Genomic DNA, 23152 nt, shown 5'->3' with positions numbered 1-23152 from the left:
CCGATCAGGCCCACGATCTGGCCGGCCGTCATGTCGAAGGACACGTCGTCGAGCGCCACGATGCCGCCGAAGCGCATGGTGACGTTCCGGACGGCCAGGATGGACGGGTTTGCCAAAATGGGCGGGTTCGAAGGTGGCGTCATTGCCCCAGGGGATGCATGGGTTGGGGCCTGTTTATAGAGGGGCCGGGGCGGTTTGTCAATGAAAACCACGGGGCACCCAGTATAATCCAGACCCTATGGCCCACCAGTTCATTTTCACGATGAAAGACCTGCGAAAGATCGTCCCGCCCAAGCGCGAGATCCTCAAGGGCATCTGGCTGTCGTTCTACCCCGGGGCCAAGATCGGCGTGCTCGGAGCCAACGGCGCGGGCAAGAGCACCTTGCTCAAGATCATGGCGGGAGTGGACCAGGACTTCCTGGGCGAGGCCAAGCCTGCCGATGGCGTGCGCACCGACTACCTGCCTCAGGAGCCGCACCTTGATCCGTCGAAGGATGTCCGGGCGAACGTGGAGGACGGCGTGGCCGAGGTGCGCGGGCTCCTCACGCGCTTCGACGAGATCAACGCCCGACTCGGCGAACCCATGGACCCCGCGGACATGGAAAAGCTCCTTGAAGACCAATCGCGCGTGCAGGACGCGATCGAGGCCGCGAACGGCTGGGACCTCGACCGCACGGTGGAGATCGCCATGGACGCCCTGCGCTGCCCGCCGGGGGAGGCCGACGTGACGACGCTCTCGGGCGGCGAGGTCAGACGCGTGGCGCTTTGCCGGCTGCTCCTCCAGAAGCCTGACCTGCTGCTGCTCGACGAGCCGACCAACCACCTCGACGCGGAGAGCGTCGCCTGGCTCGAGCGCTTCCTCAAGGACTTCCCGGGCACGGTCGTGGCCATCACCCACGACCGCTATTTCCTCGACAACGTCGCCGGCTGGATCCTCGAGCTCGATCGCGGCGCGGGCATCCCGTGGGAGGGCAACTACTCCTCCTGGCTCGCCCAGAAGAAGCAGCGCCTGGCCCAGGAAGAGAAGCAGGAATCCGCGCGCCAGCTCACCCTCGCGCGTGAACTCGAGTGGGTGCGCATGTCTCCCCGCGCGCGCCAGGCGAAGTCCAAGGCGCGGCTGCAGGCCTACGAGACGCTGCTCGCCGAGGGAGGCAAGGAGCGGGACGGCGCGGCGGAAATCATCATCCCGCCGGGGCCGCGGCTGGGCGACGTGGTCGTCCAGGCCGAGCACCTCTTCAAAGGCTACGGCGACCGGCTCCTGATCGAGGACCTGAGCTTCAGCCTGCCGCGCGGCGGCATCGTTGGCGTCATCGGCGCCAACGGCGCGGGCAAGACCACGCTCTTCCGCATGATCACGGGGCAGGAGAAGCCTGATCAGGGCGCGCTCCGCGTGGGGGAGACGGTGCGGCTCGCCTACGTGGACCAGAGCCGGGACTCGCTCGACGGGAAGAAAAACGTCTGGGAGGAGATCTCCGGCGGCGCCGAGCAGCTCCAGCTGGGCGGCCGGCAGATGGCCTCGCGCGCCTACGTCGCCTCCTTCAACTTCAAGGGCGGCGACCAGCAGAAGAAGGTGGGCGACCTCTCGGGCGGCGAGCGCAACCGGGTCCACATGGCAAAGCTGCTCCAGGCGGGCGGCAACCTGCTGCTCCTCGACGAGCCCACGAACGACTTGGACGTCGACACGCTCCGGGCGCTGGAAGACGCGCTGCTGTCGTTCGCGGGCTGCGCGGTAGTCATCAGCCACGACCGCTGGTTCCTCGACAGGATCGCCACGCACATGCTGGCCTTCGAGGGCGACAGCCGCGTGGAGTGGTTCGAAGGCAACTACCAGGACTACGAAGCCGACCGGAAGAAGCGCCTCGGCGCCGCCGCCGATCAGCCCCACCGCCTCCGCTACAAGCCCCTCACCCGTTAGCGGTCTGCTGAGTACGGGCGCAGGCGGCTGAGAAGGGTCCAGATGCGAGGCGGCGCCCGAAGGGCCGCACGCGAGGCGTAGTCTCTCTACGTTGAGCGTGCGGCCGAGGGCGCCAACGAAGCAGATGGGCCCTTATCGGCCGCCTGCTAGCGGTCGCGGAGGCGCACGAGCGTCTGCTGCTTGAAGCGGTCTTCCTTCGCGCGGTCGCCGATCTCGCGCGCCACGGCCTCCACCAGCTCGCGCCAGTCCCACGGCGGCCCCGCCGCGGCCGCCCGCGCGATGTGGTCGCGGCAGAGCAGGGGCGCGATGGGGCCGACGAACTCGGTCAGCTCCGACTCGATCACGGCCTGCGCCCTCGCAAGCTGCGGGTTGTCGATCGGCTGCGCGGCGGCGGGCGCGGGAGCGCGCGGCGCGGCGGCAAGCGGGGGAGCGGGGGCCGGCGGAGACAGCGGCGACTCCTCGCCTACCAGCAGCGCGAGCAGGTCGGCCGTGTGGGGCAGGTCGGCGTGCGCTGCCTTGTCCACCAGCGCGTCGGAGAAGCTGAAGCGCCCCGCCGTGATCTTGCGAATGTGGTCGAGCGCTTCGAGACCCCGCTGCGTGCGGAAGACCAGCGAGACGATGTCGCCCTGCCTCAACCCGATGCGCGCCGAGTGGTTGTCCGTGGTGGCGATGAACATGGAGCCCGTGCGCTTCGCGGCGCACAGCGCGCCCAGCTCGGTCATCAACTGGCGGTAGGACATGGGTGCCGGCTCGGGGCTCATCGCGCCGCCTGCGGCCTACCGGGTGCCGAGCCGCTCCATGGCCAGCTTGACGCTCGCCCGCAGCCGCTCGATGGCGCGCGCGAGGCTGCCGATCTCGTCCGAGCGCTTCGTCTCGGCGATGCCGGCGCCCAGGTTGCCGCGGCTGATCCCGTCGGCGATCTGCGTCAGCCTGCGGATGGGCTGGGTCAGCCTGCTGGCCAGCGCGTAGGAGACCAGGAGAACGAAGAGCACCGTGATGCCGAGCAGGATCAGCGCGTTGCGGTTGGCCAGGGCGAGCGGCCCGTAGGCTTCGTCGTAGTCCTGCTGGGCGACGAGCGTCCAGCCGAACTTCGTCTTCTCGGCGACGGCGATGACCCGCTTGCCCGAGGCTTCCGCGAAGATGATCTGCTTCTTGGGCTCTGCGCCCAGCCCCGCGACGGCGGGGTGGGCCTTGAGACTGTCGCGCGCGCTCGGGTGCGCGATGACCTTGCCCTGGTCGTCCACGAGGAAGACGAAGCCGCTTTGGCCGATCTTCACGTTGGTGATGGTGGTGCTGACGTCGGTGACGCTCGTGCCCGCCGCGAGCACGCCCACGACCTTGTCGAGCCGCCAGACCGGCACCGAGAGGATGGCGGCGGGCTGTCCCGTGGTGCGGCTGATGACGACCTCCTGGCCCACCTGGCGCCCCTCGATGGCCTGCTTGAAGTAGCCCCGGTCGCCGTAGAAGCGCGGCGCCTCCTCGTCGTTCCGCCCGATGTTATTGCCGTCGGGGGCGATGGTGAAGGCGAGGTAGACCCACTTGTACTCGGCAACGATGGCGCGCAGGAGCGGCTTCTGCTTCTTCGCGTCCATCGAGGATATGTCGTCGAGGGCAGCGTTCTGTCGCAGCATGCGCACGTTCATGTCCACCCACGCATCCACGTAACCGACCATGGTGTCGGCCTGGCTGCTCAGGCGCTGCTCGATCTGACGCGAGAGGCTCTCCGATTCGGCGCGGTAGTCGAGGTACCAGATGGCGCCCAGCGGGATCAGCGTCACCACAAGCATGGTCAGCAGGAGCTTGGGAAAGATGCCGAAAGTCAGCCGCAGCTTCATGGGAGGGCTCTCCTCGCTTGGGTCGAGGCAGACAGGATAGCCCCGGCCTCTGCTGCCAGCAAGAAATGAGAACGTGTAGGATAATCGCGCCCGTGGCAGGAGTGACCGCGTCCGGTACGACCCATTGGGGCTCGACCGGACGGTGACACCGGATGTGCTCACAGAGTAAGGAGACCCCAATGCTCGATCTCGGACTCGGCGGCAAGGTGGCCATCATCACGGGCGGCAGCGAAGGGCTCGGGCGCGCGGCCGCCCAGAAGCTCGCCGCCGAAGGGGCGCGCGTGGCCATCTGCGCGCGGCGCCCCGACGTGCTCGAGCGCACTGCAGCGGCCATACGCGCGGCGGGCGGGCAGGTGCTGGCGCGCTCGGTCGATGTCACCCAGGCGGATCAGATCGCGAAATTCGTTGCCGAGGTCGTGCGCGAGTGGGGTGGAGTGGACATCCTCCTCAACAACGCCGGCACCTCGGCCGCCGCCTCCTTCGAGGCCGTGGACGACGCCGCCTGGCACCACGACTTGGAGCTCAAGTTGTTCTCGGCCGTGCGCTGCTGCCGGCTCTGCATACCACACATGAAGAAGCGGGGCGGCGGGCGCATCATCAACATCACCAACCTGGGCGCGAAGACCCCGGCCGCCCGCGGGCTGCCGACCAGCGTCTCTCGCGCGGCCGGGATCAACCTGACCAAGTCCCTCGCCAACGAGTACGCGTCGGACAAGATCCTCGTGAATACGATCTGCATCGGGCTGGTCAAGAGCGCCCAGTGGGAGCGCCGCGCCACGGGCGACCTCGACGCCTTCTACAAGGACGTCGCCAAGCGCGTGCCCCTCGGGCGCGTCGGCGAGGCGTCCGAGTTCGCCGACCTCGTCGCCTTCCTGGTCTCCGAGCGCGCCGCCTTCATCACCGGCACGGCCATCAACTTCGACGGCGGCATGGCGAGCGTGGTCTAATGACTCTCGCCGATTACGGTGACAGACAAGTACTTAATTTCCTGGGCTCAGACCTGTGACTCAATTACGCGAGAGTCATTAGCTCGGATTATTCATGAGTGCAGTCACCGAGCGCCGATCCGGGCTGGCTGCCGCGTGGACGCGCATTGTGGAGTGTGGACATGCGCGTGATGCCAGTATGTCGAGATCCGAGCCATGTGTGGCCGGCGCATAAGAAGCACAAAGGCCCCTTCGGCCGCGGGACCCGGGCGGCAGGATGTGGTCTCCTCGGCGAACCCCCGCCTGACACCCGGCAGTGCCTGGCTGGAGGAGCGCGAAGGCGAGCGTGGCCATCGCGATCGGCCCCGGGTCCCGAGGGATCCTGCGCCGCCGCGGGGTCGTGGGCACGGAGCGGGCCGAGGGGTGCGGCGCCGGGCGCCGGGGAGGCACCGACGAGGCGCCGCCGAGGGTCAGGGGCAGCGGTGAGAGAGGGCCTGAGCCGCGGGCTACGCGATGGCGGCGCGGGGGCTGGCCGCGAGCGCGCGGGCGTTGGAGTCAGGGGCCGGGCGGCCGTGGCGGACGACCTGCGAGCGCCAGCGAGCATGCGGGGCGAGGGCGCCGTGATATGGGTATGCTCGGCGTCGACGGAACTCGAACGCGAAAGGGGTTGCGGTGGGAGCTCGGTGCGGTGGTAATCCTCGCACCGGGCCCGGAGCGGCGAGCTTCTTCGCACGAGAGCCGGTGGAGGATCATCGTCGCGGGGACGGCCGACTGTTTTATGAGCTGCGAGCTCGTCGTGATAAGTGGCCGCCCTACGACCCACCCGGATGCGCCGCGAGCGTGAATAGGCAGCTGTCGTGATCCCCATCACCGAGTCGGCTCTCAGAAGGGTACAGGGCGCAGCGTGTTTTACGGATTGGATGTCCACAAGCGGGGAATCCAGGTATGTGCGATGGACGAGGCGGGGCACGTCCAGCGGGAGTTCCAGATCGAGGCGACGCCGGAGGCGATCGACCGATTTGCGGCGCCGCTGGGGCCGGCGGACGCGGTCGTGCTGGAGGCGACCTTTCACACGTGGGCGATCTTGGCCCGACTGGTCGGGCGGGCGGGGCGCGTGGTGATGGCGAATCCGCTGGCGGTCAAGGCGATCGCCTACGCCCGGATCAAGACGGACACGATCGATGCCCGGACGCTGGCCCACCTGCTGCGGGCCGATCTGGTGCCCGAGGTGGCGATGCCGGACGAGGCGACGTGGGAGCTGCGGCAACTGACGGCCCACCGGCAGTTTCTGGGCAAGCGCCTGGTCGCGGTGAAGAACACGCTGCGTGGGGCGCTGAACAAGCGGTTGCTCGTCTGCCCCATGCCGACCTGTTCAATGCGGTAGGCCGCCAGTGGCTGGTGCAGCAGCCGGCGTTCACCGAGACGGAACGGCTGATCGTCACCAGCGCGCTCACCGTGCACGAGGCGCTGACGGAGCAACGCCGGATGCTGGACGGGCGGCTGCGCGAGCGCGCCGGCCACCGGCCGGCGGCGAATCTGCTGATGACGATTCCCGGGGTGAACGTGACCGTGGCGCTGGGGCTCGTGGCTGCGATCGGGGACATCCACCGCTTCCCGACGCCCGGCAAGCTGGCGGCCTAGTTCGGCCTGGTGCCGAGCACGTACCAGTCGGGGGAGCAGTGCTATCACGGGCGGATCACCAAGCGGGGCCGGAGCCAAGCGCGGTGGCTGGCGATCGAGGCGGCGCAGTCGCTGGCCATGAGCGGGGCCCCGCTGAGTGCCACGTACCATCGCGTCCGCCGGAAGAAGGGTCACAATGTCGCGGTGACGGCGCTGGCACGCAAGCTCGTGGTGCTCGTGTGGCATCTGCTGCGCAAAGGGGAACCGTATCGCTACGCGCCGGTCGCCCGGACGCGGCACAAGCTGCGGCGGGTCTCGCCGGCGGCGCGCCCGGCGCCAGCGGGCCTGGTGCCGACGACCCTGGAGGCCGTCTACGCCGAGGCCGGGCTGCCGGCGCTCGCCGCGCCCCCGGTCGCCGAGAGTTGAGAAACAGATGCGATCGTCAGGCACGAGATAGCTCCGGCCATGTACCTTTCCCCCGAGAGCCCACCACCCCTTCCCGAAGAGATGCCGCAAAATGCGCTCCGCTGACATCTCAACGTTCCCAGCAACCTCAGTCATGAAATGAAGCCGGCCTTCGGCTCCAGGAGAGCTTCGGTACAGGCTTCGGCTTGCTACAAGTCTTCGACATTTCACCACTTCATACCCTCATTTGTCCTGCGGGGTCTACGCTGCCCCCGCCCGTGATCCTTCAACAATCCCGCCATCTCGAAACGACAGCTTTTCAAACGGTGTCTGCAAAATGTTACAGTGGATTGGTGCCGCTGAAAACCCGGGACGTCATACAGATCGCCGGGCGACACCTCGTCAACCTTGCCGACCACACGTTCGACGTACTCACGGTGGAACGGCCGGTCTCAGTAGCTGCGGCCGTACATCTCGCCAAGACGATCTCAAAGCTGTCCCCACCGGCGACTGCCCCGCCGTCTCAGGTTCTGACCACTGCCCCCGCGTGCCCTCGGCTGGCTCCCGTCGGAACGGGAGGCGGGAAACGGCTCGTGAACGCTTCCCGCGAATCCGCGATCCCCTGATGGTCGACCGCGTGGGAATCTTGATCGTCGGCGCCGGGCCCACGGGCCTCGGGGCGGCGTGGCGCCTCGATCAACTCGAGCATGCCGACTGGTGGCTCTGCGAGGCGGAGGCGGAGGCCGGCGGGCTTGCCGGTTCCGTGGTCGACGAGCACGGATTCACCTGGGACCTGGGTGGACATGTCCAGTTCAGCCACTACGAGCACTTCGATCGACTGATGGACGATCTCTTGGGCGAGGACGGATGGCTCCGCCACGAGCGGCAGGCGTGGGTCTGGATTCGCGGGTGCTTCGTGCCCTATCCCTTCCAACTCAACCTCCACCGCCTGCCCGGCGCCGACCGTGACGCGTGCCTGGCCGGGCTCCTCGCCCGCCGGAGCGGCGCCGCCCCGCCCGCGCATCTCGGCGAGTGGATCGACCAGAACTTCGGCGGCGGGATCGCGGCGATGTTCCTCGGCCCCTACAACCGGAAGGTCTGGGGCTACCCGCTCGAGGATCTGTCGTGCGCCTGGGTCGGGGACCGCGTCGCCCACGTGGACGTGGGGCGCGTGCGCGAGAACATCCGGCGGGGGCGCGACGACGTCGGGTGGGGTCCCAACAATCGCTTCCGCTTCCCGCGCCACGGCGGGACCGGCTCCGTGTGGCGGGCGCTCGCCACGCGCCTGGCCGAGCGGCACCCGGGGAAGCTTTGCCTGGAGCGCCCGCTCCTCCATCTCGACACGGCCGGGCACCTGGCCCACTTCGCTGGCGGGGAAACTGTCCGCTACGAGCGGCTCCTCAGCACGGTTCCGCTCGACATCCTCGTGCGGCAGAGCGATCTCGCCGACGAGCTGGGGACGGCGGTGACTCGGCTCAAGCATTCCTCCACCCATGTGCTCGGCATCGGGCTCCACGGCCGGCCGGACGATCGGCTCGCCGACAAGTCCTGGATTTACTTTCCGGAGGAGGGCTATCCCTTCTACCGCGCCACGGTCTTCTCACGCTACTCGCCCGGGAACGTTCCGCACCCCGAGCGCTACTGGTCGCTGCTCCTCGAGGTGTCGGAGTCCCCCGTGAAGGCTGTGGATGGATCGCGCCTGGTGGAGACGACGCTTCGGGGGCTCCTCGACGCGGGTCTCGTCCCCGGCCGCGCGTCGGTGCACCACGTCTGGCATCGCCGGCTCGAGCATGGCTATCCGACGCCCGCGCTCGGCCGGGACGAGACGCTGGGCTTGGTGCTTCCAGCGCTCGAGTCCCGCGATGTGTACAGTCGGGGCCGGTTCGGCGCCTGGAAGTACGAGGTGTCGAACCAGGATCACTGCTTCGCCCAGGGTGTGGAACTCGTGGACCGCTGGCTCAAGAACGTGCCCGAGACCACGCTCCATCATCCCGACGTGGTGAACGCCAGGCGAAGCGTCTGATAATTGCAAGAGTCGATGGACTAGACGAGGATGCTTCTCGGGAACGCGCCCTCGATGAGATCCCGGTGCTTCTCGAGGATGGTCCGCGGGGGCAAGACGCAGGCCGACTTCGTCCCCTGGTCGTATTTCCTGAACGGCAGAAGGTAGCGCTCGAGGTACGCGCGGTCCGAGGCGTCCATGAACGGCCTCGTGAGCGGGATCTCGATGCTGTGGTAGCGCAACAACCACGCGAGGTGGTCCGGCAGGTAGTCCTTCAGCCTCGAGTAGATGAACTCGTCGTGGTTCCACTGGAACACGACGTTGTCGAGTCCGACCCCGGCGGGATATCGTCCGATGGGCGCGTTCATGCCCACGACGTTCTCCGGCGCCTCTCCGGTCAGCAGTAACACCTTGCCGAGGTCGTGGGTGATGGCGGCGATGAGCATGTCGGGGTCGTTCACGCCGTCGCGCTCCATCCCTGCCACGATCTGCTGCACGTGAATCAGCTGGCTCGTGCAGTAGAGCCGGGCGTCCGTCGGATCGACGCACAGGGCGAGCTTCTCCACCAGGTCCCAGACGCGCTGGCGGCCGAGGACCGGCTGCTCGTATTTCTGCTTCAGGGTGGCCACGGTCTCGCGCGTCTGCCTCCAGTGCCGCTCGCTCACCGCGCGAGCCTCCCGCGCGAACTCCTGCCACCCCGGCGAGAGACGGTGGGACCAGCGATGGAGCCGCTCGGGCCCGATCACCGCCCCCGCCAGCGCGCCGATGCCCGACAGGGCGCCGGCTCTCAGGAGGTCCCAGCGATTCACGGGTTCCGCCTCCGCGCGGGCCGCCGCCGCGCCGCCGCCTGCGCCCGATATGCTTCGGGGTCGAGGAACATCCCGTCTCTAGCGAAGACGCCCAGGAGCCACGCCGCCACGTTCCACTTGAGCCGGAGCGGCCAGTTCCAGCCGTGGCGCACGGCATGGATCAGGTCGGCGCCGATATAGCCCAGGTGGAGGACCAGGAGCTGGAGTCGACGTCGCCGCCAGCCCAACTCGTGCCAGATGATGTGACGGTTCCGGAGCTCGTAGACGAGCTTCCAGTGCTGCTCGTCTTCGAAGACTTCGTAGACGGGGTCTCCGGTCATCCATGCCTTGAGCCGCGAGCGGGCCTTGATCCCCTGCACCCGGTGAAGCTGCTTCCGCACCACCGCCCGGGTGGCGAGCGCGCACGACAGCGGCCCCATCCGGCGGTTGATCCGGATGGCGTAGAGGATGTCGTCTCCGCAGATGAACAGCTTGCGGTTGGGCATGCCGACCTCCTCGGCCACCGACCGGTGGATGAGGGGGCCCTCGAAGGTGAACAGGTCGACGGGATGATACCGCCCGCGGCGCGGATCGACTCGGACCACCTCGAACCGTTGCGCTCCCTCGACCAGGATCGCCTCGCTGGCGCAGTCGTTACCCTCCGCGGTGAGTCGGCGCGGGACCACCACGCGCCTGCCCCCGACCATCGAGACCTCCAGCAACTCCTTGAGGCAGTCACGGTCGGCCGTCACGTCATCGTCCAAGAGCCAGGTCCAGTCGGCGCCCTGCGCGAGGGCCCACGTCATGCCCGCAGCGAAGCCGCCGGCCCCACCCTCGTTCCGGGGAAGCCGGAGCGCCACGACTTGGGGAAACTCCCGCGACAGGAGCTCGGGCGTCCCGTCTGTGCTGGTGTTGTCGACGACGAGAACCCTGTCGGGCGGCCGGACCTGGTCGAGCAGGGAATCGAGGCACCGCGGCAAGAGGGCCCGCCGGTTGTGGGTCACGACGACCGCGCAGACCCGCTTACTCATCGAGCGGGCCCGCCGGAGGGACCTCCGGTCGACGTGGTGGCTCCGGTCCTGGTCATGATGGCGTCCCGCGTGGGACCCATGGTGCATCAAGCGGGAGGCGAAGACAACCTTCCGGTGAAGAGATGGTCGGCGACTCAGGCCTTGTACATGACCGAGGGGTTCCTCGAGCGTCCGTGAGTTGACTTCCCACGCCCCAGCCGCTACGCTCCGGCTGCCCGCGTGACCCAACGTTCCCGTATGTGAACAAGGAGGCTCCGTCAATGCTGAAGCGTCTATCCGTGCTGGTCCCTCTCATGGCGCTCGCGATGGCCGCGCCGGCCGACGCGCAGCAGGCGCCCATCAAGATCGGGGCTATCCTCCCGCTCACCGGCTCGGGCGCCTCCTACGGCGTCTGGATGAAGGGCGGCACCGAGATGGCCACCGAGGAGATCAACGCCGCCGGCGGCGTCGGAGGCCGCAAGCTCCAGGTCGTCTACGAGGACCACGCCGCCGACGCCTCCAAGGCCGTCAACGCCATGCGGCGCCTGGTCGAGGTGGAGAAGGTGCCCTTCACGCTGACGTCGTACTCGGCTATCAGCCTCGCCATCCAGCCGATCGGCGTGCAGAACAAGGTGGTGATGATGAACGGGGGCGGCCAGTCGGACAACCTGGCTAACAAGGAGTACCTCTACAACAACATCCCCGTCGTCTCGAACGAGGTCGGCGTGCTCTCGGACTGGCTGACCAAGGAGAAGAAGTTCAAGGCGGCCGTGATGATCGTGGCCAACGACGAGGCGGGGCGCAACTCGGCCAAGTCCTTCCGGGAGCGCTTCACGGCGGGCGGCGGCCGGGTGCTCTCGGAGGAGCAGGTCGCCCTCGACGGCAACGACTTCCGGGCGCAGCTGGCCAAGCTCAAGGCGGTCGGCGGCGACCTCCTGTTCATCTCTTCCTATGGCCGCAACGTGGCCATCATCGCCGACCAGGCGCGCGAGCTCGGCATCACCATCCCGATGGCCGCGACCTCGTGGGTGCAGATCCCCGAGGTGATGAAGGCCAAGGGCACCCAAGGCCTCCTGACGACCCGGCTGCCCTACAACCCCGACTCGCCCTTCACGCGGAAGTTCAAGGAGAAGTACAATACCGACGCCGGCTTCTTCGCCGTCCAGTACTACAGCGCCACGAAGATCTTCGCCAAGGCGGCCGAGGAGGCCATGAAGAAGAACGCGGGCCGGCTCGACGGCGAGGGGATCAAGAACGCCATCGAGTCCATCAAGGCCTTCGACACCATCTCGGGCAAGCTCGTCTTCCAGCCCAACCACGGGGCCGTGATGGACATCGAGGTGGGTGTGCTCAAGGACGGCAAGATCGAGGTCGAGAAGGTCGTCAAGGCCGGCCAGTAGCCGCGACGGGCGGACGGCCATGGACCTCGTCCTCCAGCTCCTCGCCACCGGGCTCGTGGTGGGCAGCCTCTACGCCCTCTGCGCGCTCGGCTGGGGACTGATCTACGGCACGACGCTGCACTTCCACGTGGCCCACGGCGCGGTCTTCGCGCTGGCCGCGTACTACGCCTACGTCGGACAGAAGCTCCTGCACCTGCCGCTGATCCTGGCGGTCGCCGCCGCCATCCTGGCGGCAGCCGCCACGGGCTTGCTGATCGACCTCCTGCTCTACCAGCAGCTCGAGAAGCGCGGCGCCTTCCGGACGACCATCTTCATCTCCTCGCTCGGGCTCCTGATCGTGCTGGAGAACGTGCTTGCCATCGTCTTCACGCCCGATCCCATGCGGATGGACATCGGCGCGCTCAACACGGCCGTCATCATCGGGCCCGTGTTCCTGACGTACCTCCACATCCTGACGGTCGTCCTCGCCGTCGCGGGCTACGGCCTCCTCATGGCCTTCCTCAAGTGGTCACGCTGGGGCCAGGCCATCCGCGCCGTGTCGAGCAGCCCCGAGATGGCGCGCACGGTCGGCGTCAACCTGGCAAAGGTCCACCTCCTCACCTACGCCATCGGCTCGGCCATATCCGCGCCCGCCGGCATCTTGGTCGCCATGGACGTGGGCGCCGAGCCGTTCCGCGGCACACGCTTCGTGCTGCTGGCCTCGGTGGGCGTCATCATGGGCGGCATCGGCTCGATCCCGGGGGCCATGCTGGGCGGCCTCTTCCTGGGCCTGCTGGAGAACCTCGGCATCTGGAAGCTGCCGTCGGAGTGGCAGTCGGCCATCAGCTTCGGCGTCTTCCTCGTCTTCATCCTCGTCCGGCCGCGCGGCTTCTTCGGCCGCACGATCCATTCCGCGGAGATCTGACGTGGCGGCCTACTTCGCGCACTACCTCGTGATGGTGGGCATCTACACGATCCTCGCCGTCTCGCTCAACCTGCTGGTGGGCTACGCGGGCATTTTCTCGCTGGCGCACGCGGCCGTCTACGGTATCGGGGCCTACGCCTCGGCGCTCGTTGCCCTCAAGCTGGGGCTGGGCTTCTGGGGCGGGCTCGTGGTCGCCGCCGTCGCGGGCGCCTGCGCAGCCGCGCTCGTCGGCATCCCGTCGCTGCGCGTCGCGGGCGATTATTACATCGTCGCCTCGTTCGGCCTCCAGGTCGTGATCCTGACCGTCTTCATGAACTGGACCGACCTGACCAACGGGCACGCGGGGCTGGCCGGCATCCCGCGGCCGCGCGTCTTCGGCCTCGTGATCGACAACCCGTTCAAGTACGTGGCACTGGCCCTGGTCCTGGCGGGGCTCACGTATGCCGTGTGCCACCGGCTGACCAACTCGGCCTTCGGCCGGACGCTGCGCGCCGTGCGCGAGGACGAGATCGCCGCGCAGGCGACGGGCAAGAACGTGGTCCTGGTCAAGATCGTCATCACGACCATCTCCTCGGCGCTGGGGGCGCTCGGCGGCAGCCTCTACGCGCATTACATCACCTACATCAACCCGAGCTCGTTCACGCTCGACGAGTCCATCTTCATCACCTCACTCGTCGTCCTGGGCGGCACCGAGCGTCTCGCGGGGCCGGTCGTGGGCGCCTTCATCCTGTTGGCCGTGCCCGAGGCGCTCAAGTTCCTCGCCATCCCCGACACGGTGGCGGCGCCCATGCGGCAGATCCTCTACGGCGGGCTCCTCATCCTCTTCATGTTCGTGCGCCCCGAGGGCATCCTGGGCCGCGCGCGGGCCAAGAGCGCCTGAGCACGCCCGTGGCCGCGCCCATCATGACGATCGAGAAGGTGTCCAAGGCCTTCGGCGGCATCCAGGCCGTGGAGGAGTGCAGCTTCGCGGTGTCGCCCGGGCTCATCACGGGCCTTATCGGTCCGAACGGGGCGGGGAAGACCACGGTGTTCAACCTGATCACCGGCTTCCTGCGCGCCGACGGCGGCTCGATCCGCTACAAGGGCGAAGAGCTCCTGGGGCTCGCCCCCCATCAGGTCGAGGCGCGGGGGGTCGTGCGCACCTTCCAGCACCTCAGGCTCTGGGGCAAGATGACCGTGCTCGAGAACGTGCTGCTGGGCTGCCGGACGCCGCTCGGCGAGAACGTGCTGACGCTCTTCCTGCGTCCGAGGCGCGTGCGGGCCGAGGAGTCCGCCGCGCGCGAGCGCGCCATGGAGGTGCTGCGCTTCTTCGGCCTGACCGGCCGCGCGCACGAGCTGGCCGAGGACCTGGCCTACCCGGAGCAGAAGCTCCTCTCCATGGCGCGCATCTTCGCCACAGACGCCGAGATCCTGCTGCTCGACGAGCCCACCTCGGGGCTCGACACCGACTCGCTCCAGAAGATCGTGCCGATGGTCCGCCGCCTTGTCGAGCACGGCAAGACCGTGCTCTTGATCGAGCACAACATGGAGCTGATCTCGCAGCTGTCGGACGAGGTCGTGTTCCTCCACCAGGGGCGCGTCATGGCGCGCGGCCGGGCCGAGCAGATCACGCGCGACCCGGCGCTGACTGAGATCTACTTCGGGGCATGACCGTGGCCCAGGCCCTGCTCGACGTCCGCGACCTCGAAGCCGGCTACGGGAAGAAGACCGTGCTGCACGGCGTGTCCTTCCGCGTGGGCGAGGGCGAGATCGTCGCCCTCCTCGGCCACAACGGCGCCGGCAAGTCCACCACGCTCAAGACGGTGCTGGGCCTCCTGCCCGCGCGTGCGGGCAGCGTGCGCTTCGCCGGCGAGGAGTGGGGCAACGGCGACCCCGCCGCCAACGTGAAGCGCGGGCTGGCGCTCGTGCCGCAGGGACGCGGCGTCTTCCCCGACCTGAGCGTGGTCGAGAACCTGATGCTGGGCGCCTACACCCAGGGCGACCGGACCGGCGCCCTCCAGCGCATGGACGAGGTCCTCGAGCTCTTCCCGATGCTCGCCGAGCGCCGCGGCCAGCGCGTGGGTACCATGTCGGGCGGCCAGCAGCAGATGGTCGCCGTGGGCACGGCCCTCATGCAGCGACCGCGCCTCATGATGATGGACGAGCCGTCCATCGGGCTCGCGCCCGTGCTCGTCCAGCGCGTGCTGGAGACGGCGGTCCAGATCAACCGGCGCTTCGGCACGGCCATCGTGCTGGTTGAGCAGAACATCAAGACCGCCCTCGGCATGGCCAGCCGCGCCTATGTCATGAAATCGGGGCGCATCGTGCTCGAGAAGCCGGCCGCCGAGCTCTTGGCCGCGCAGGACTCCTGGTGGGAGCTCTACTGACGACGCCCGACCGGCCGTGCTAGCATCGCGACAGGAGGTGGGGACATGTTCAAGGACGTCGTGACATCGAAGCAGGAGCTGCGCGCCATCTTCGGCGAGCCGAGCGAGCGGGCCGTCCTCAAGTGTTATTCGTCGCTCGACGAGCACTCGCGCGCCTTCATCGCGAGCTCTCCGTTCGTGCTGCTGGCGACCTCCAACGCCGCCGGGCAGTGCGACGTCTCGCCCAAGGGCGACGCGCCGGGGTTCGTGATAGCGCTGGACGATACGCACCTGGTGGTGCCCGACCGTCCCGGCAACAACCGCACCGATGGAATGACCAACGTACTCGAGAACCCGCATGTCGGGATCATCTTCCTCGTGCCGGGGCGCGAGGACACGCTGCGCGTGAACGGCCGGGCCTCGATCATCCGCGACGAGGAAATCCTGGCGCGCCTGGCCATGCACGGCAAGCTCCCCAAGGTCGCCCTCGGCGTCGAGGTCGAGGAGGCGTATCTCCACTGTCCCAAGGCCTTCCTCCGTTCGAGCCTGTGGGACCCGTCGACCTGGGCGGAACCGCAGAAGCTCCCGTCCTTCGCCCAGATGCTCTGGGACCAGGTGCCGACCGCGCGCAGCGCGGCGTCGGTCACCGACTACGCCCGCGACCTGGACAAGCGGGTCCGCGACGGGCTGTACTGACAGAGGAGGCTCAACATGGCCGTCATAGACACGATCCCGAAGGACAAGGCCCCCGACGACCTGAAGACCATGTACGACGACCTGACGAAGACGTTCGGGCGGGTCCCGAACATCTTCGCCGTCATGGCCCACCGCCCAGGCGCGCTCAAAGCGTTTCTGCCGCTCTACGCGGCAGTGATGAGCGGGGGGACGGTCGAGGCGAAGCACAAGGAGCTGGCGTATCTGAAAACCTCGCTGTTGAACGGCTGCGAGTACTGAGCCCGCGCCCACACCGCTTCGTCGAAGCGGATCGGCATCACGGACCAGCAGATCGCCGCCCTCACCTTGTACGAGCGGAGCCCGCTGTTCGACGAGAAGGAGAAGGCGGTGCTTCTCTACGCCGAGCGGCTGACGCGCGCCGCGGGCGCCGGCCTGCGCGACGCGGCGGTCGGCGAGCTCAAGCGGCACTTCAGCGAAGACCAGATCGTGGAGCTGGCGCTGGTCGTCTGCGTGGCCAACTTCACCAACCGCTTCAACAGCGGCCTCCGCATCGAGCCCGACCTCGGCTGAAGGCGGGGGCTGAAGGCGGGCGGTGAAGGCGGGCGGTGAAGGCGGGCGGCGAACGCTACTGGCGCGCTTCGAGGATCAGATTGAACGGGGTCTCTGTCGCCCGGCGGAAGCGACTGAAGCCGGCGTCGGCCATGACCTTGCCGAGGCGGCGCTCACCAGCCTGCGCGCCGAGCCCGAGCCCGACCTCCTGCGAGAGCGAGTTTGGCGTGCAGATCATGCTCGACGCGGCGTAGTACAGCCGGCCCACGGGATTCGAGTTGTCCGCCACGCTGTCTCCCGCGTACGGCTCGACCAGCAGGACCGTGCCGTCGACGCTGAGGGCCTGGCGGGCGTGGCGGGCGGCGCCGACCGGATCGCCCATGTCGTGTAGGCAGTCGAAGAAGCAGACAAGGTCGAATCCCCGCTCGGCATAGCCGTTGGCGGCTGCGGTCGTGAACGTGACACGGTCCGCTACGCCGGCCTCCGCCGCGCGCGCGCGAGCGACCTCGACGGACGGCGCGTGGATGTCGAAGCCGAAGAACCGCGACTGCGGATACGTCTTCGCCATAATGATGGTCGACGCCCCGTGCCCGCAGCCGACGTCGGCGACCTTCGCGCCGGCCTCGAGCTTGGCCACGACGCCGTCCAGGGCCGGCAGCCACGCGCTGGTCAGGAAGCCCTTGTACCCCGGCCTGAAGAATTTCTCCGTCCCGTGGAAGAGCCGGTGATGGTGCTGGCCCCAGGGCAGGGCGCCATCTCCACGGAACGCGTCGAGCACTTTGTCGATGTCGATGAAGCAGGCCCCGGCGACGTTGCTCCCGGGTGCGACGAAGACCGGCGAATCCTCGTTGGCGAGGGCCATCGCCTGCTCCGGCGGGAGGCGGTAGCCGTTGTCCGCGTGCTCCAGGTAGCCGGCGGCAGCGTTGGCGTCGAGCCACTCGCGCACGAGGCGCGGATTGCAACGGCATCTGGCCGCCAGCTCGTCGGCGCCGACCGGCCGGCCGTCGGCCATGGCCTTGTACAGCCCGAGCTCGTCGCCGATGAGTACCACGCCCATCATGAGGGCGCCGCCCAGGTCGGTGACGAACTTTCCCATGAACGCCTGCAGCTTGCTCTCGTCCATTGATCTCCTTTGATGAGAGCGTTAGCGGTCGGGACGCTCGACGAAGTGGATGAGGATGCCGCCCGTGCTCCTCGGATGGAGAAAGGCGATCTTCGAGCCTCGCGCGCCGGGACGCGGCGTCTCGTCGATGACGGTGAGACCCGCGGCCTTGGCGTCACGCATGGCCTCTTCGATGTCGGCCACGCGGAGCGCGATGTGGTGGAGGCCCTGGCCGCGCCGGGCGACGAACTTCGCGATGTCGCGCTGGTCGATCACCTTCTGGTCGCCGTCGGGCACGCGGTCCTCGAGGATCTCGAAGTCGGTGTCGCCCACACGCGCGAAGGCCGCGCGCAGCCCTCCGTAGGGGTCCTTCTCCTCGATGTCGTGGATCTCGAGACCGAGCTTGGTGCCGAAGATCTCGATGTGCTTCCCGAGATCCCCCGACGCGATACCGATGTGATCGATGCCGAGGATGCGCATGCTCAGCCCTCCGGCTGGCGGGGATTCTCGAGGTCGAGCGCCGCGATGAGGCGCCCGAAGCCGATGAACTGCCCCGTGACCATGCCCAGCTCGATGATCTCCGGGTCGGTGAACTGCCCGCGGAGCCCGCCGAAGAACGCGTCGTCGAGCTTGTGATGATCCTGGGCCATGAGCGTGGCGAAGCGGAGCGCCAGGGTCTCGCGCGGCGTGAAGTCGCCCTTCTCGAAGTCGGTCAGCGCCGCCACCATCTCCTCGGTCATGCCCTGCCGCACCGCCGGTGCGGCCCGCGATTTCTTTCAGGTGGCGCAGTCGTTGAGCGCGGCGATCTTGAGCCTGACCAGCTCCTTGAGCCTGGCGTCCAGCAGCCCCCCGAGCCTCAGCGGCGCGTAGAAATTCCAGTAGGCCTTGAAGGCCTCGGGCAGGTTGCCCATGGCGTGGAAGATCGCCGGGTTCTGCTGGTGGCGCAGCGCCTGCTCCGTGAGATCGCGGAGCGCGGGATCAAGGCGTTCGGTCGGGACCAGTTTCACGCGGGCCATGACGTGCTCCTTTTCAGACTCAGATCTGCGCGGTTTCGCCCTGCCAGTGGAGCAGGCGTTTTTCGAGCCGGGCCATCAGGTTGTAGGTGCCGATGGCGAGCAGCGCGAGCACGAACAGCACCATGAAGATGCCCGTCGTGTCAAACGTGCCCGAGGCGCGCGCCAGCATGAAGCCCAGGCCGTACTGCGCGGCCAGCATCTCGCCCACGACGGAGGCCGTCAGCGCCAGCGCCATGGAGATGCGCAGCCCGGAGAAGATCCACGGGATGCAGGACGGCAGGACCACGTGCCGGGTGACGAAGCGCGGCGACGCGCCCATGGTCTTGACCGCGTTGACGAGGTCGCGGTCCACGTTCTGGACGCCGACGTACGTGTTGATCAGCAGGATGAAGAAGACGATCGAGATCGCGAGCATGATCTTGGATGGGATGCCGATGCCGAACCACATGATGAAAAGCGGCGCCAGCGCCACGCGGGGGAGCGAGTAGATCCCCATCAAGTACGGTTCCAGGGCGACGTGAGCCCTGCGCCAGCGCGCGAGCGCGAAGCCCGCGATCGTTCCCGCGAGCGCGCCCAAGAGGAAGCCCGAGACGGTCTCGATCACGGTCACGCCCATGTGGAACCAGAGGACCGAGGACCGCACGGCCTCCCAGAGCCGCTCGACGATCAGGAACGGCCGGCTGACCCAGAACTCGCTCGCCCAGCCGACGCGGCAGAGCCCTTCCCACGCCAGGACGACCAGCACCAGCACGAGCAGGCGGAGGATCCACCGCTCCGATCGCGATCCCGCTGCCATCATGTCGGCCTCTCCCGCGCAGCCAGCACCTCCTGCTTGAGCGAGGCCCAGATCTCCTGGAAGAGCGCCGTGAAACGCGGGTGCGCCATCACCTCGTCCACCCGGCGCGGGCGCGGCAGGTTCACCGCGTACGTCGCCTTGACGCGGCCGGGCCGCGCGCTGATGAGCACGACCCTGTCGCTCAGCGCGATGGCCTCCTGGAGATCGTGGGTGACGAAGAGCACGGTCTTGCGCTGACGCTCCCAGATCTTGAGGAACTCCTCCTGGATGATGAGCCGGGTCTGGGCGTCGAGCGCGCCGAAGGGCTCGTCCATCAAAAGCACCTCCGGGTCTTGTGCCAAGAGGCGCGCCAGCTGGACGCGCTTGCGCATACCGCCCGAGAGCTGGCGAGGGTAGTGCGCCTCGAAGCCCGTCAGGTCCACGAGCTGCATGAGCGCGCGCGCCTTGTGCCAGTCGCGGGCGCCCTTGACGTCCATGGGCAGGCAGATGTTGTCGAGGGCGGTCGCCCACGGCAGGAGCGTGTCCTTCTGGAACATGTAGCCGATGCGCGAGCCGGCGCCGTTGCCCTCAAGTCCCGCCACGCTGGTGCCGCCCTCGGAGGGCGCCAGGAGCCCCGCGATGACGTTGAGCATGGTGGACTTGCCGCAGCCCGAGGGGCCGACGATGGACACGAACTCGCCGTCGCTGACAGTCAGGCTGACGCGGTCGAGCGCGCGCGTGGCGCCGAACGAGATGCTGAGGCCTGAGACGGAGACCTTCGGCGGCACGGTCCTGTCGGCTACTGGTCCCAGAGGTGCTTGAACTGGGTCGCCACGACCTTGTCGTAGGCGACGTCGCCCTTGACCGCGCCCGTCTGCTTCTGGAACTGGTTCAACGTGCGCATCGCCTCTTCGGTGATGGCCGGGTAGTACGTGTTCTTCTCGATAGCGATGATGGAGCGAATGACCGCAACGTCCATCGTGGGAAAGATCTTCTGGCCGACGGCGACGGCCGACTCCGGGTCCTCGCGCATGCGCTTGAGGGTCTTGACGACGGCCCGCACGAGGCGCTCGGCCAGCTGTGGGTTGGCCGCGATCCACTTGTCGCTGGCCTGGAGCGTGGGGAAGGTCATGAACTGGAGAAACTTCGGCCCCTGGCCGAGGCGGGGGTCGAGGAAGTACCGCGCCAGTTTGAGCTGGTACACGGCGACGGCGCCCGAGGGCTCGCCTCCCATGAAGCCGTCCACCTGTCCCGCCTTGAGCGCGGCGTTGGCCGAGCTGACCCCGCCCACGCCGAGGATGGCGACGTCCTTGTCGGGCTCGAGCCCCGCGTCCTGGAGGAGCGCCCGGAGCGAGAGATCGGTGCCGCTGCCCGCCCGCGTCATGCCGAGCCTCGTGCCCTTGAGGTCCTTGACCGTCTTCGCGGGGTGGTCCTTGCGCAGGACGAGGAAGAGCGGGTTCTTGTTCTCGAGGGCCACAAGGTTCTTGGCGCCGAAGCCCTTCTCGGCGAGGATCAGCGGCCGCTCGGCCATGGTCCCGCCCAGTTCGATGGAGCCGCCGACCATGGCCGTCGTGACTTCAGCCCCGCCCTCGAAATCCACGAACTGCGCGGTGATGCCTTCGGCCTTGAGGTACCCCAGCTGCTCCGCCGCGTAGATCGGCAGGAAGATGAAGGATGGTGTAGTCCCGACCTTGACCGTCTGCTGGGCGTGGGCGGCAGGCGCCGTGACGGCACAGGCGAGTACGGCAACGAGGGCGAGCGGCAGTCTCATGGTGTGGCCTCCTGGCCGGGCGAGGCGCTCGGCGGGCGGGATAATAGCACGCAAGCTCGCCGGGCGGCGTCCGTATACTAGGCGCCGCGATGACGGACGAGATGGAGATCTGGTTCGAGCGTGGCGTCACCGACGGCCTGCCCGTCGTTCCGCCGACGCGCGAGCGCGTGGAGCGCATGCTGGGTGGCACGTCTCGCGCGCGCGAGGCGCTCGTGGCGGAGGTGCCGCCCAACTACGGCCGCGCCACGGTGGAGAAGCTCGCGATCAACGCCGTCATGGCGGGCTGCCGGCCAGAGTATTTCCCCGTGGTCCTGGCCGTCGTCGAGGCGGCCTGCGATCCGGCCTTCAACCTCCACGGCCAGTCGGGCACGACCAACGCGACGTCGCCCCTCATCATCGTCAACGGCCCCATCCGTGCCCGCCTCGGCGTCAACTGCGCGGCCGGCGTGTTCGGCCCCGGCTACCGCGCCAACGCCACGATCGGACGCGCGCTGAGGCTCGTCATGATCAACCTGGGCGGGACCAAGGCGGGAGAGATCTCGATGTCCACGCTCGGCCACCCGGGTCGATACACGTACTGCATCGGCGAGCATGAGGAGGTCTCCTCGTGGGAGCCGCTCCACGTCGAGCGTGGGCACGCGCCCGGTGAGAGCACGGTGACGGTCTTTCCGGGAGAGGGGCCGTTCATCATCAACGATCACCTGAGCCGAGAGCCGGCGCAGCTCGTGGCGTCGCTCGGCTGGTCGGCCGCCGGCGTGTGGAACCACAAGACCTTTCCCCTGTACGGTCACACGCTCTGGGTCATCGGTCCCGAGCATGCGAAGACCATCGGAGAGGCGGGCTGGAGCAAGCGGGACGTGAAGCGCCATTTGTTCGAGACAGTTCGGCGCCCTGCTCGAGAGCTCCAGCCGGGGCCGGACGGCGCCGAGAGCGGGCGGTTGAAGAATATCGGCGCCTCGGACCCCGACGCCCTCATACCCAAGTTCCCGTCAGTGGAGGAGATCATGGTGGTCGTGGCAGGCGGCACTGCGGGGCGATTCTCGGCGGTGGTCCCGGGCTGGATGGGCGGCGAGATCGGGGCCCACCCGGTGACGCGGGCGATCGAGGCATGAGCGCGCTGCCGCGGACGGCCGACATCGTCATCATCGGCGCGGGCGCCATCGGCTCGAGCATCGCCTACCACCTCTCGAAGCGCGGGGCCCGCGACGTCGTGGTGCTCGAGCGCGAGGCGATCGGCTCGGGCTCGACGAGCAAGGCCGCGGGCGGGATCCGGGTGCAGTTCGCCACGCGCGTCGAGATCGAGTTCTCCCTGCGGGGCATCGCCTTCTTCAAGCGCTTCGAGGACGAGATGGGCGTGCCGTGCGACTTCCGCCAGGAGGGCTATCTCTTCATCCTGTCGAGCGACAAGGACGTCGCCCGCTTCCGCACCAACGTGGCGCTCCAGCAAAGCATGGGCGCCGACGTCAGGATGATCGCTCCCGATGACGCGAAGGCCATCGTGCCGGGGCTTCGCGTGGACGACGCGATCGCGGCCGTCTGGGGGCCGACGGACGGCTACGCCTCACCCAACGACGTGGTCCAGGCCTACGCGGCCCGCGCCCGGGCTGGCGGGGTCAGGTTCTTTGAGGAAACGCCGGTGACCGGGATCGAGCTCGACGACGGCAGGAAGGTGAGCGCCGTCGTGACGCCGGCGGGCCGGATCGAGACGCGGCTCGTGATCAACGCCGCCGGGCCGCAGGCGCCCCTGGTTGGGAAAATGGTGGGCCTCGACCTGCCGGTCGACCCTCGGCGGCGCCACATCTTCGTCACGGACAGCTTCAGCGAGATCAGGCACCCGATCCCGCTCGTGACCGATATCGCGTCGGGCTTCTACTGCCGGAGCGAGCAGGGCGCGATCCTGATGAGCCCGGGCGACATCGGGGCGCACACGGAGTACACGGCGAGCGTGGACTGGGGCGTGCTGGAGCAGACGGTGGAGAAGGCGGTGCACCGCATGCCGGCGCTCGAGCACGCCCAGATCCGCCACGCCTGGGCAGGACTGCGGCCGCTCACGCCAGACGGGCGAGGCATCCTCGACTGGGCGCCTGGGATAGACGGGCTCTATCTCGCCATCG

General features: G+C 68.3%; 25 protein-coding genes and 1 pseudogene. 15 read left to right on the top strand and 11 right to left on the bottom strand.

The window, feature by feature from the left end:
* Positions 1–238 precede the first annotated feature (238 nt).
* Positions 239–1915 (top strand): energy-dependent translational throttle protein EttA, encoded by a 1677-nt coding sequence (ettA, locus tag VGV06_18830; GenBank protein HEV2057199.1) that lies wholly within the window; start codon positions 239–241, stop codon positions 1913–1915.
* 146 nt (positions 1916–2061) lie between these two features.
* Here the strand turns inward: ettA and VGV06_18825 are convergent, their stop codons facing one another.
* Both VGV06_18825 and VGV06_18820 read right to left on the bottom strand, forming a co-directional pair.
* On the bottom strand, positions 2062–2676 hold the full coding sequence (locus tag VGV06_18825) for a hypothetical protein (protein HEV2057198.1): 615 nt from the start codon (positions 2674–2676) through the stop codon (positions 2062–2064).
* Between the two features lie 15 nt (positions 2677–2691).
* Positions 2692–3750: a cache domain-containing protein gene (locus VGV06_18820; GenBank protein ID HEV2057197.1), complete on the bottom strand. Its 1059-nt coding sequence runs from the start codon at positions 3748–3750 to the stop codon at positions 2692–2694.
* 179 nt (positions 3751–3929) lie between these two features.
* On the opposite strand from VGV06_18820, the gene VGV06_18815 reads away from it, so the two are divergent.
* The 4 genes and pseudogenes from VGV06_18815 to VGV06_18800 all read left to right on the top strand — a co-directional run bounded on the left by VGV06_18815 (position 3930) and on the right by VGV06_18800 (position 8724).
* A complete protein-coding gene (locus VGV06_18815) occupies positions 3930–4697 on the top strand; it encodes an SDR family oxidoreductase (protein HEV2057196.1) in 768 nt (255 codons plus the stop codon).
* A gap of 883 nt (positions 4698–5580) precedes the next feature.
* A complete protein-coding gene (locus tag VGV06_18810; GenBank protein ID HEV2057195.1) occupies positions 5581–6060 on the top strand; it encodes a transposase in 480 nt (159 codons plus the stop codon).
* A gap of 101 nt (positions 6061–6161) precedes the next feature.
* Positions 6162–6722 (top strand): annotated as a pseudogene (locus VGV06_18805) (transposase).
* A gap of 604 nt (positions 6723–7326) precedes the next feature.
* The gene (locus tag VGV06_18800) at positions 7327–8724 is read left to right on the top strand and encodes an FAD-dependent oxidoreductase (protein ID HEV2057194.1); all 1398 of its coding nucleotides are present in this window, start codon (positions 7327–7329) and stop codon (positions 8722–8724) included.
* Between the two features lie 20 nt (positions 8725–8744).
* Here the strand turns inward: VGV06_18800 and VGV06_18795 are convergent, their stop codons facing one another.
* Together VGV06_18795 and VGV06_18790 are read right to left on the bottom strand one after the other, a co-directional pair.
* The gene (locus VGV06_18795) at positions 8745–9512 is read right to left on the bottom strand and encodes an inositol oxygenase family protein (protein HEV2057193.1); all 768 of its coding nucleotides are present in this window, start codon (positions 9510–9512) and stop codon (positions 8745–8747) included.
* Complete coding sequence (locus VGV06_18790) at positions 9509–10522, bottom strand: glycosyltransferase (protein ID HEV2057192.1); 1014 nt, start codon at positions 10520–10522, stop codon at positions 9509–9511. Before VGV06_18790 ends, VGV06_18795 begins: the two co-directional genes overlap by 4 nt.
* Positions 10523–10782: 260 nt before the next feature.
* Between VGV06_18790 and VGV06_18785 the strand changes: the two genes are divergently transcribed.
* From VGV06_18785 to VGV06_18750, 8 genes are all read left to right on the top strand, one after another.
* Complete coding sequence (locus VGV06_18785; protein HEV2057191.1) at positions 10783–11901, top strand: ABC transporter substrate-binding protein; 1119 nt, start codon at positions 10783–10785, stop codon at positions 11899–11901.
* 19 nt (positions 11902–11920) lie between these two features.
* On the top strand, positions 11921–12805 hold the full coding sequence (locus tag VGV06_18780; GenBank protein ID HEV2057190.1) for a branched-chain amino acid ABC transporter permease: 885 nt from the start codon (positions 11921–11923) through the stop codon (positions 12803–12805).
* Between the two features lies 1 nt (position 12806).
* Positions 12807–13685 carry a branched-chain amino acid ABC transporter permease gene (locus VGV06_18775; GenBank protein ID HEV2057189.1) on the top strand — a complete coding sequence of 293 codons (879 nt, stop codon included), beginning with the start codon at positions 12807–12809 and terminating at the stop codon, positions 13683–13685.
* Positions 13686–13693: 8 nt separating this feature from the next.
* The gene (locus tag VGV06_18770; protein ID HEV2057188.1) at positions 13694–14455 is read left to right on the top strand and encodes an ABC transporter ATP-binding protein; all 762 of its coding nucleotides are present in this window, start codon (positions 13694–13696) and stop codon (positions 14453–14455) included.
* Positions 14452–15171, top strand: coding sequence for an ABC transporter ATP-binding protein (locus tag VGV06_18765; protein ID HEV2057187.1), 720 nt, complete (start codon positions 14452–14454; stop codon positions 15169–15171). Before VGV06_18770 ends, VGV06_18765 begins: the two co-directional genes overlap by 4 nt.
* A 45-nt stretch (positions 15172–15216) precedes the next feature.
* Positions 15217–15846: a pyridoxamine 5'-phosphate oxidase family protein gene (locus VGV06_18760; GenBank protein ID HEV2057186.1), complete on the top strand. Its 630-nt coding sequence runs from the start codon at positions 15217–15219 to the stop codon at positions 15844–15846.
* A gap of 15 nt (positions 15847–15861) precedes the next feature.
* A complete protein-coding gene (locus VGV06_18755; protein HEV2057185.1) occupies positions 15862–16104 on the top strand; it encodes a carboxymuconolactone decarboxylase family protein in 243 nt (80 codons plus the stop codon).
* Positions 16105–16170: 66 nt separating this feature from the next.
* Positions 16171–16395, top strand: coding sequence for a hypothetical protein (locus VGV06_18750; GenBank protein HEV2057184.1), 225 nt, complete (start codon positions 16171–16173; stop codon positions 16393–16395).
* A 55-nt stretch (positions 16396–16450) separates the two neighbouring features.
* Here the strand turns inward: VGV06_18750 and VGV06_18745 are convergent, their stop codons facing one another.
* Genes VGV06_18745 through VGV06_18715 form a run of 7 tightly spaced genes read right to left on the bottom strand, consistent with a single transcriptional unit; the run spans position 16451 to position 21038 of the window.
* Positions 16451–17497: a class I SAM-dependent methyltransferase gene (locus VGV06_18745; protein ID HEV2057183.1), complete on the bottom strand. Its 1047-nt coding sequence runs from the start codon at positions 17495–17497 to the stop codon at positions 16451–16453.
* Positions 17498–17518: 21 nt separating this feature from the next.
* Positions 17519–17956: a VOC family protein gene (locus VGV06_18740; GenBank protein HEV2057182.1), complete on the bottom strand. Its 438-nt coding sequence runs from the start codon at positions 17954–17956 to the stop codon at positions 17519–17521.
* A gap of 2 nt (positions 17957–17958) precedes the next feature.
* Positions 17959–18216: a hypothetical protein gene (locus VGV06_18735; GenBank protein ID HEV2057181.1), complete on the bottom strand. Its 258-nt coding sequence runs from the start codon at positions 18214–18216 to the stop codon at positions 17959–17961.
* A 36-nt stretch (positions 18217–18252) separates the two neighbouring features.
* Positions 18253–18492, bottom strand: coding sequence for a hypothetical protein (locus tag VGV06_18730; GenBank protein HEV2057180.1), 240 nt, complete (start codon positions 18490–18492; stop codon positions 18253–18255).
* A gap of 19 nt (positions 18493–18511) precedes the next feature.
* A complete protein-coding gene (locus VGV06_18725; protein ID HEV2057179.1) occupies positions 18512–19291 on the bottom strand; it encodes an ABC transporter permease in 780 nt (259 codons plus the stop codon).
* Positions 19288–20055 carry an ABC transporter ATP-binding protein gene (locus VGV06_18720; GenBank protein ID HEV2057178.1) on the bottom strand — a complete coding sequence of 256 codons (768 nt, stop codon included), beginning with the start codon at positions 20053–20055 and terminating at the stop codon, positions 19288–19290. Before VGV06_18720 ends, VGV06_18725 begins: the two co-directional genes overlap by 4 nt.
* 11 nt (positions 20056–20066) lie before the next feature.
* Entirely contained in the window at positions 20067–21038 is a 972-nt protein-coding gene (locus VGV06_18715; GenBank protein HEV2057177.1) for an ABC transporter substrate-binding protein, read from the bottom strand.
* 89 nt (positions 21039–21127) lie between these two features.
* On the opposite strand from VGV06_18715, the gene VGV06_18710 reads away from it, so the two are divergent.
* Both VGV06_18710 and VGV06_18705 read left to right on the top strand, forming a co-directional pair.
* Positions 21128–22150, top strand: a complete 1023-nt coding sequence (locus tag VGV06_18710) for a hypothetical protein (GenBank protein ID HEV2057176.1) — start codon at positions 21128–21130, stop codon at positions 22148–22150.
* Positions 22147–23152: FAD-binding oxidoreductase (locus VGV06_18705; GenBank protein ID HEV2057175.1), on the top strand; the 1006-nt coding region annotated here is incomplete at its 3' end. The genes VGV06_18710 and VGV06_18705, both read left to right, overlap by 4 nt.

It is taken from the genome of Candidatus Methylomirabilota bacterium (assembly GCA_035936835.1).
Lineage (GTDB): Bacteria > Methylomirabilota > Methylomirabilia > Rokubacteriales > CSP1-6 > AR37.
The sequence above is the reverse complement of the archived record's forward strand: the minus strand, read 5'-3'. Positions and strand labels throughout refer to the sequence as shown.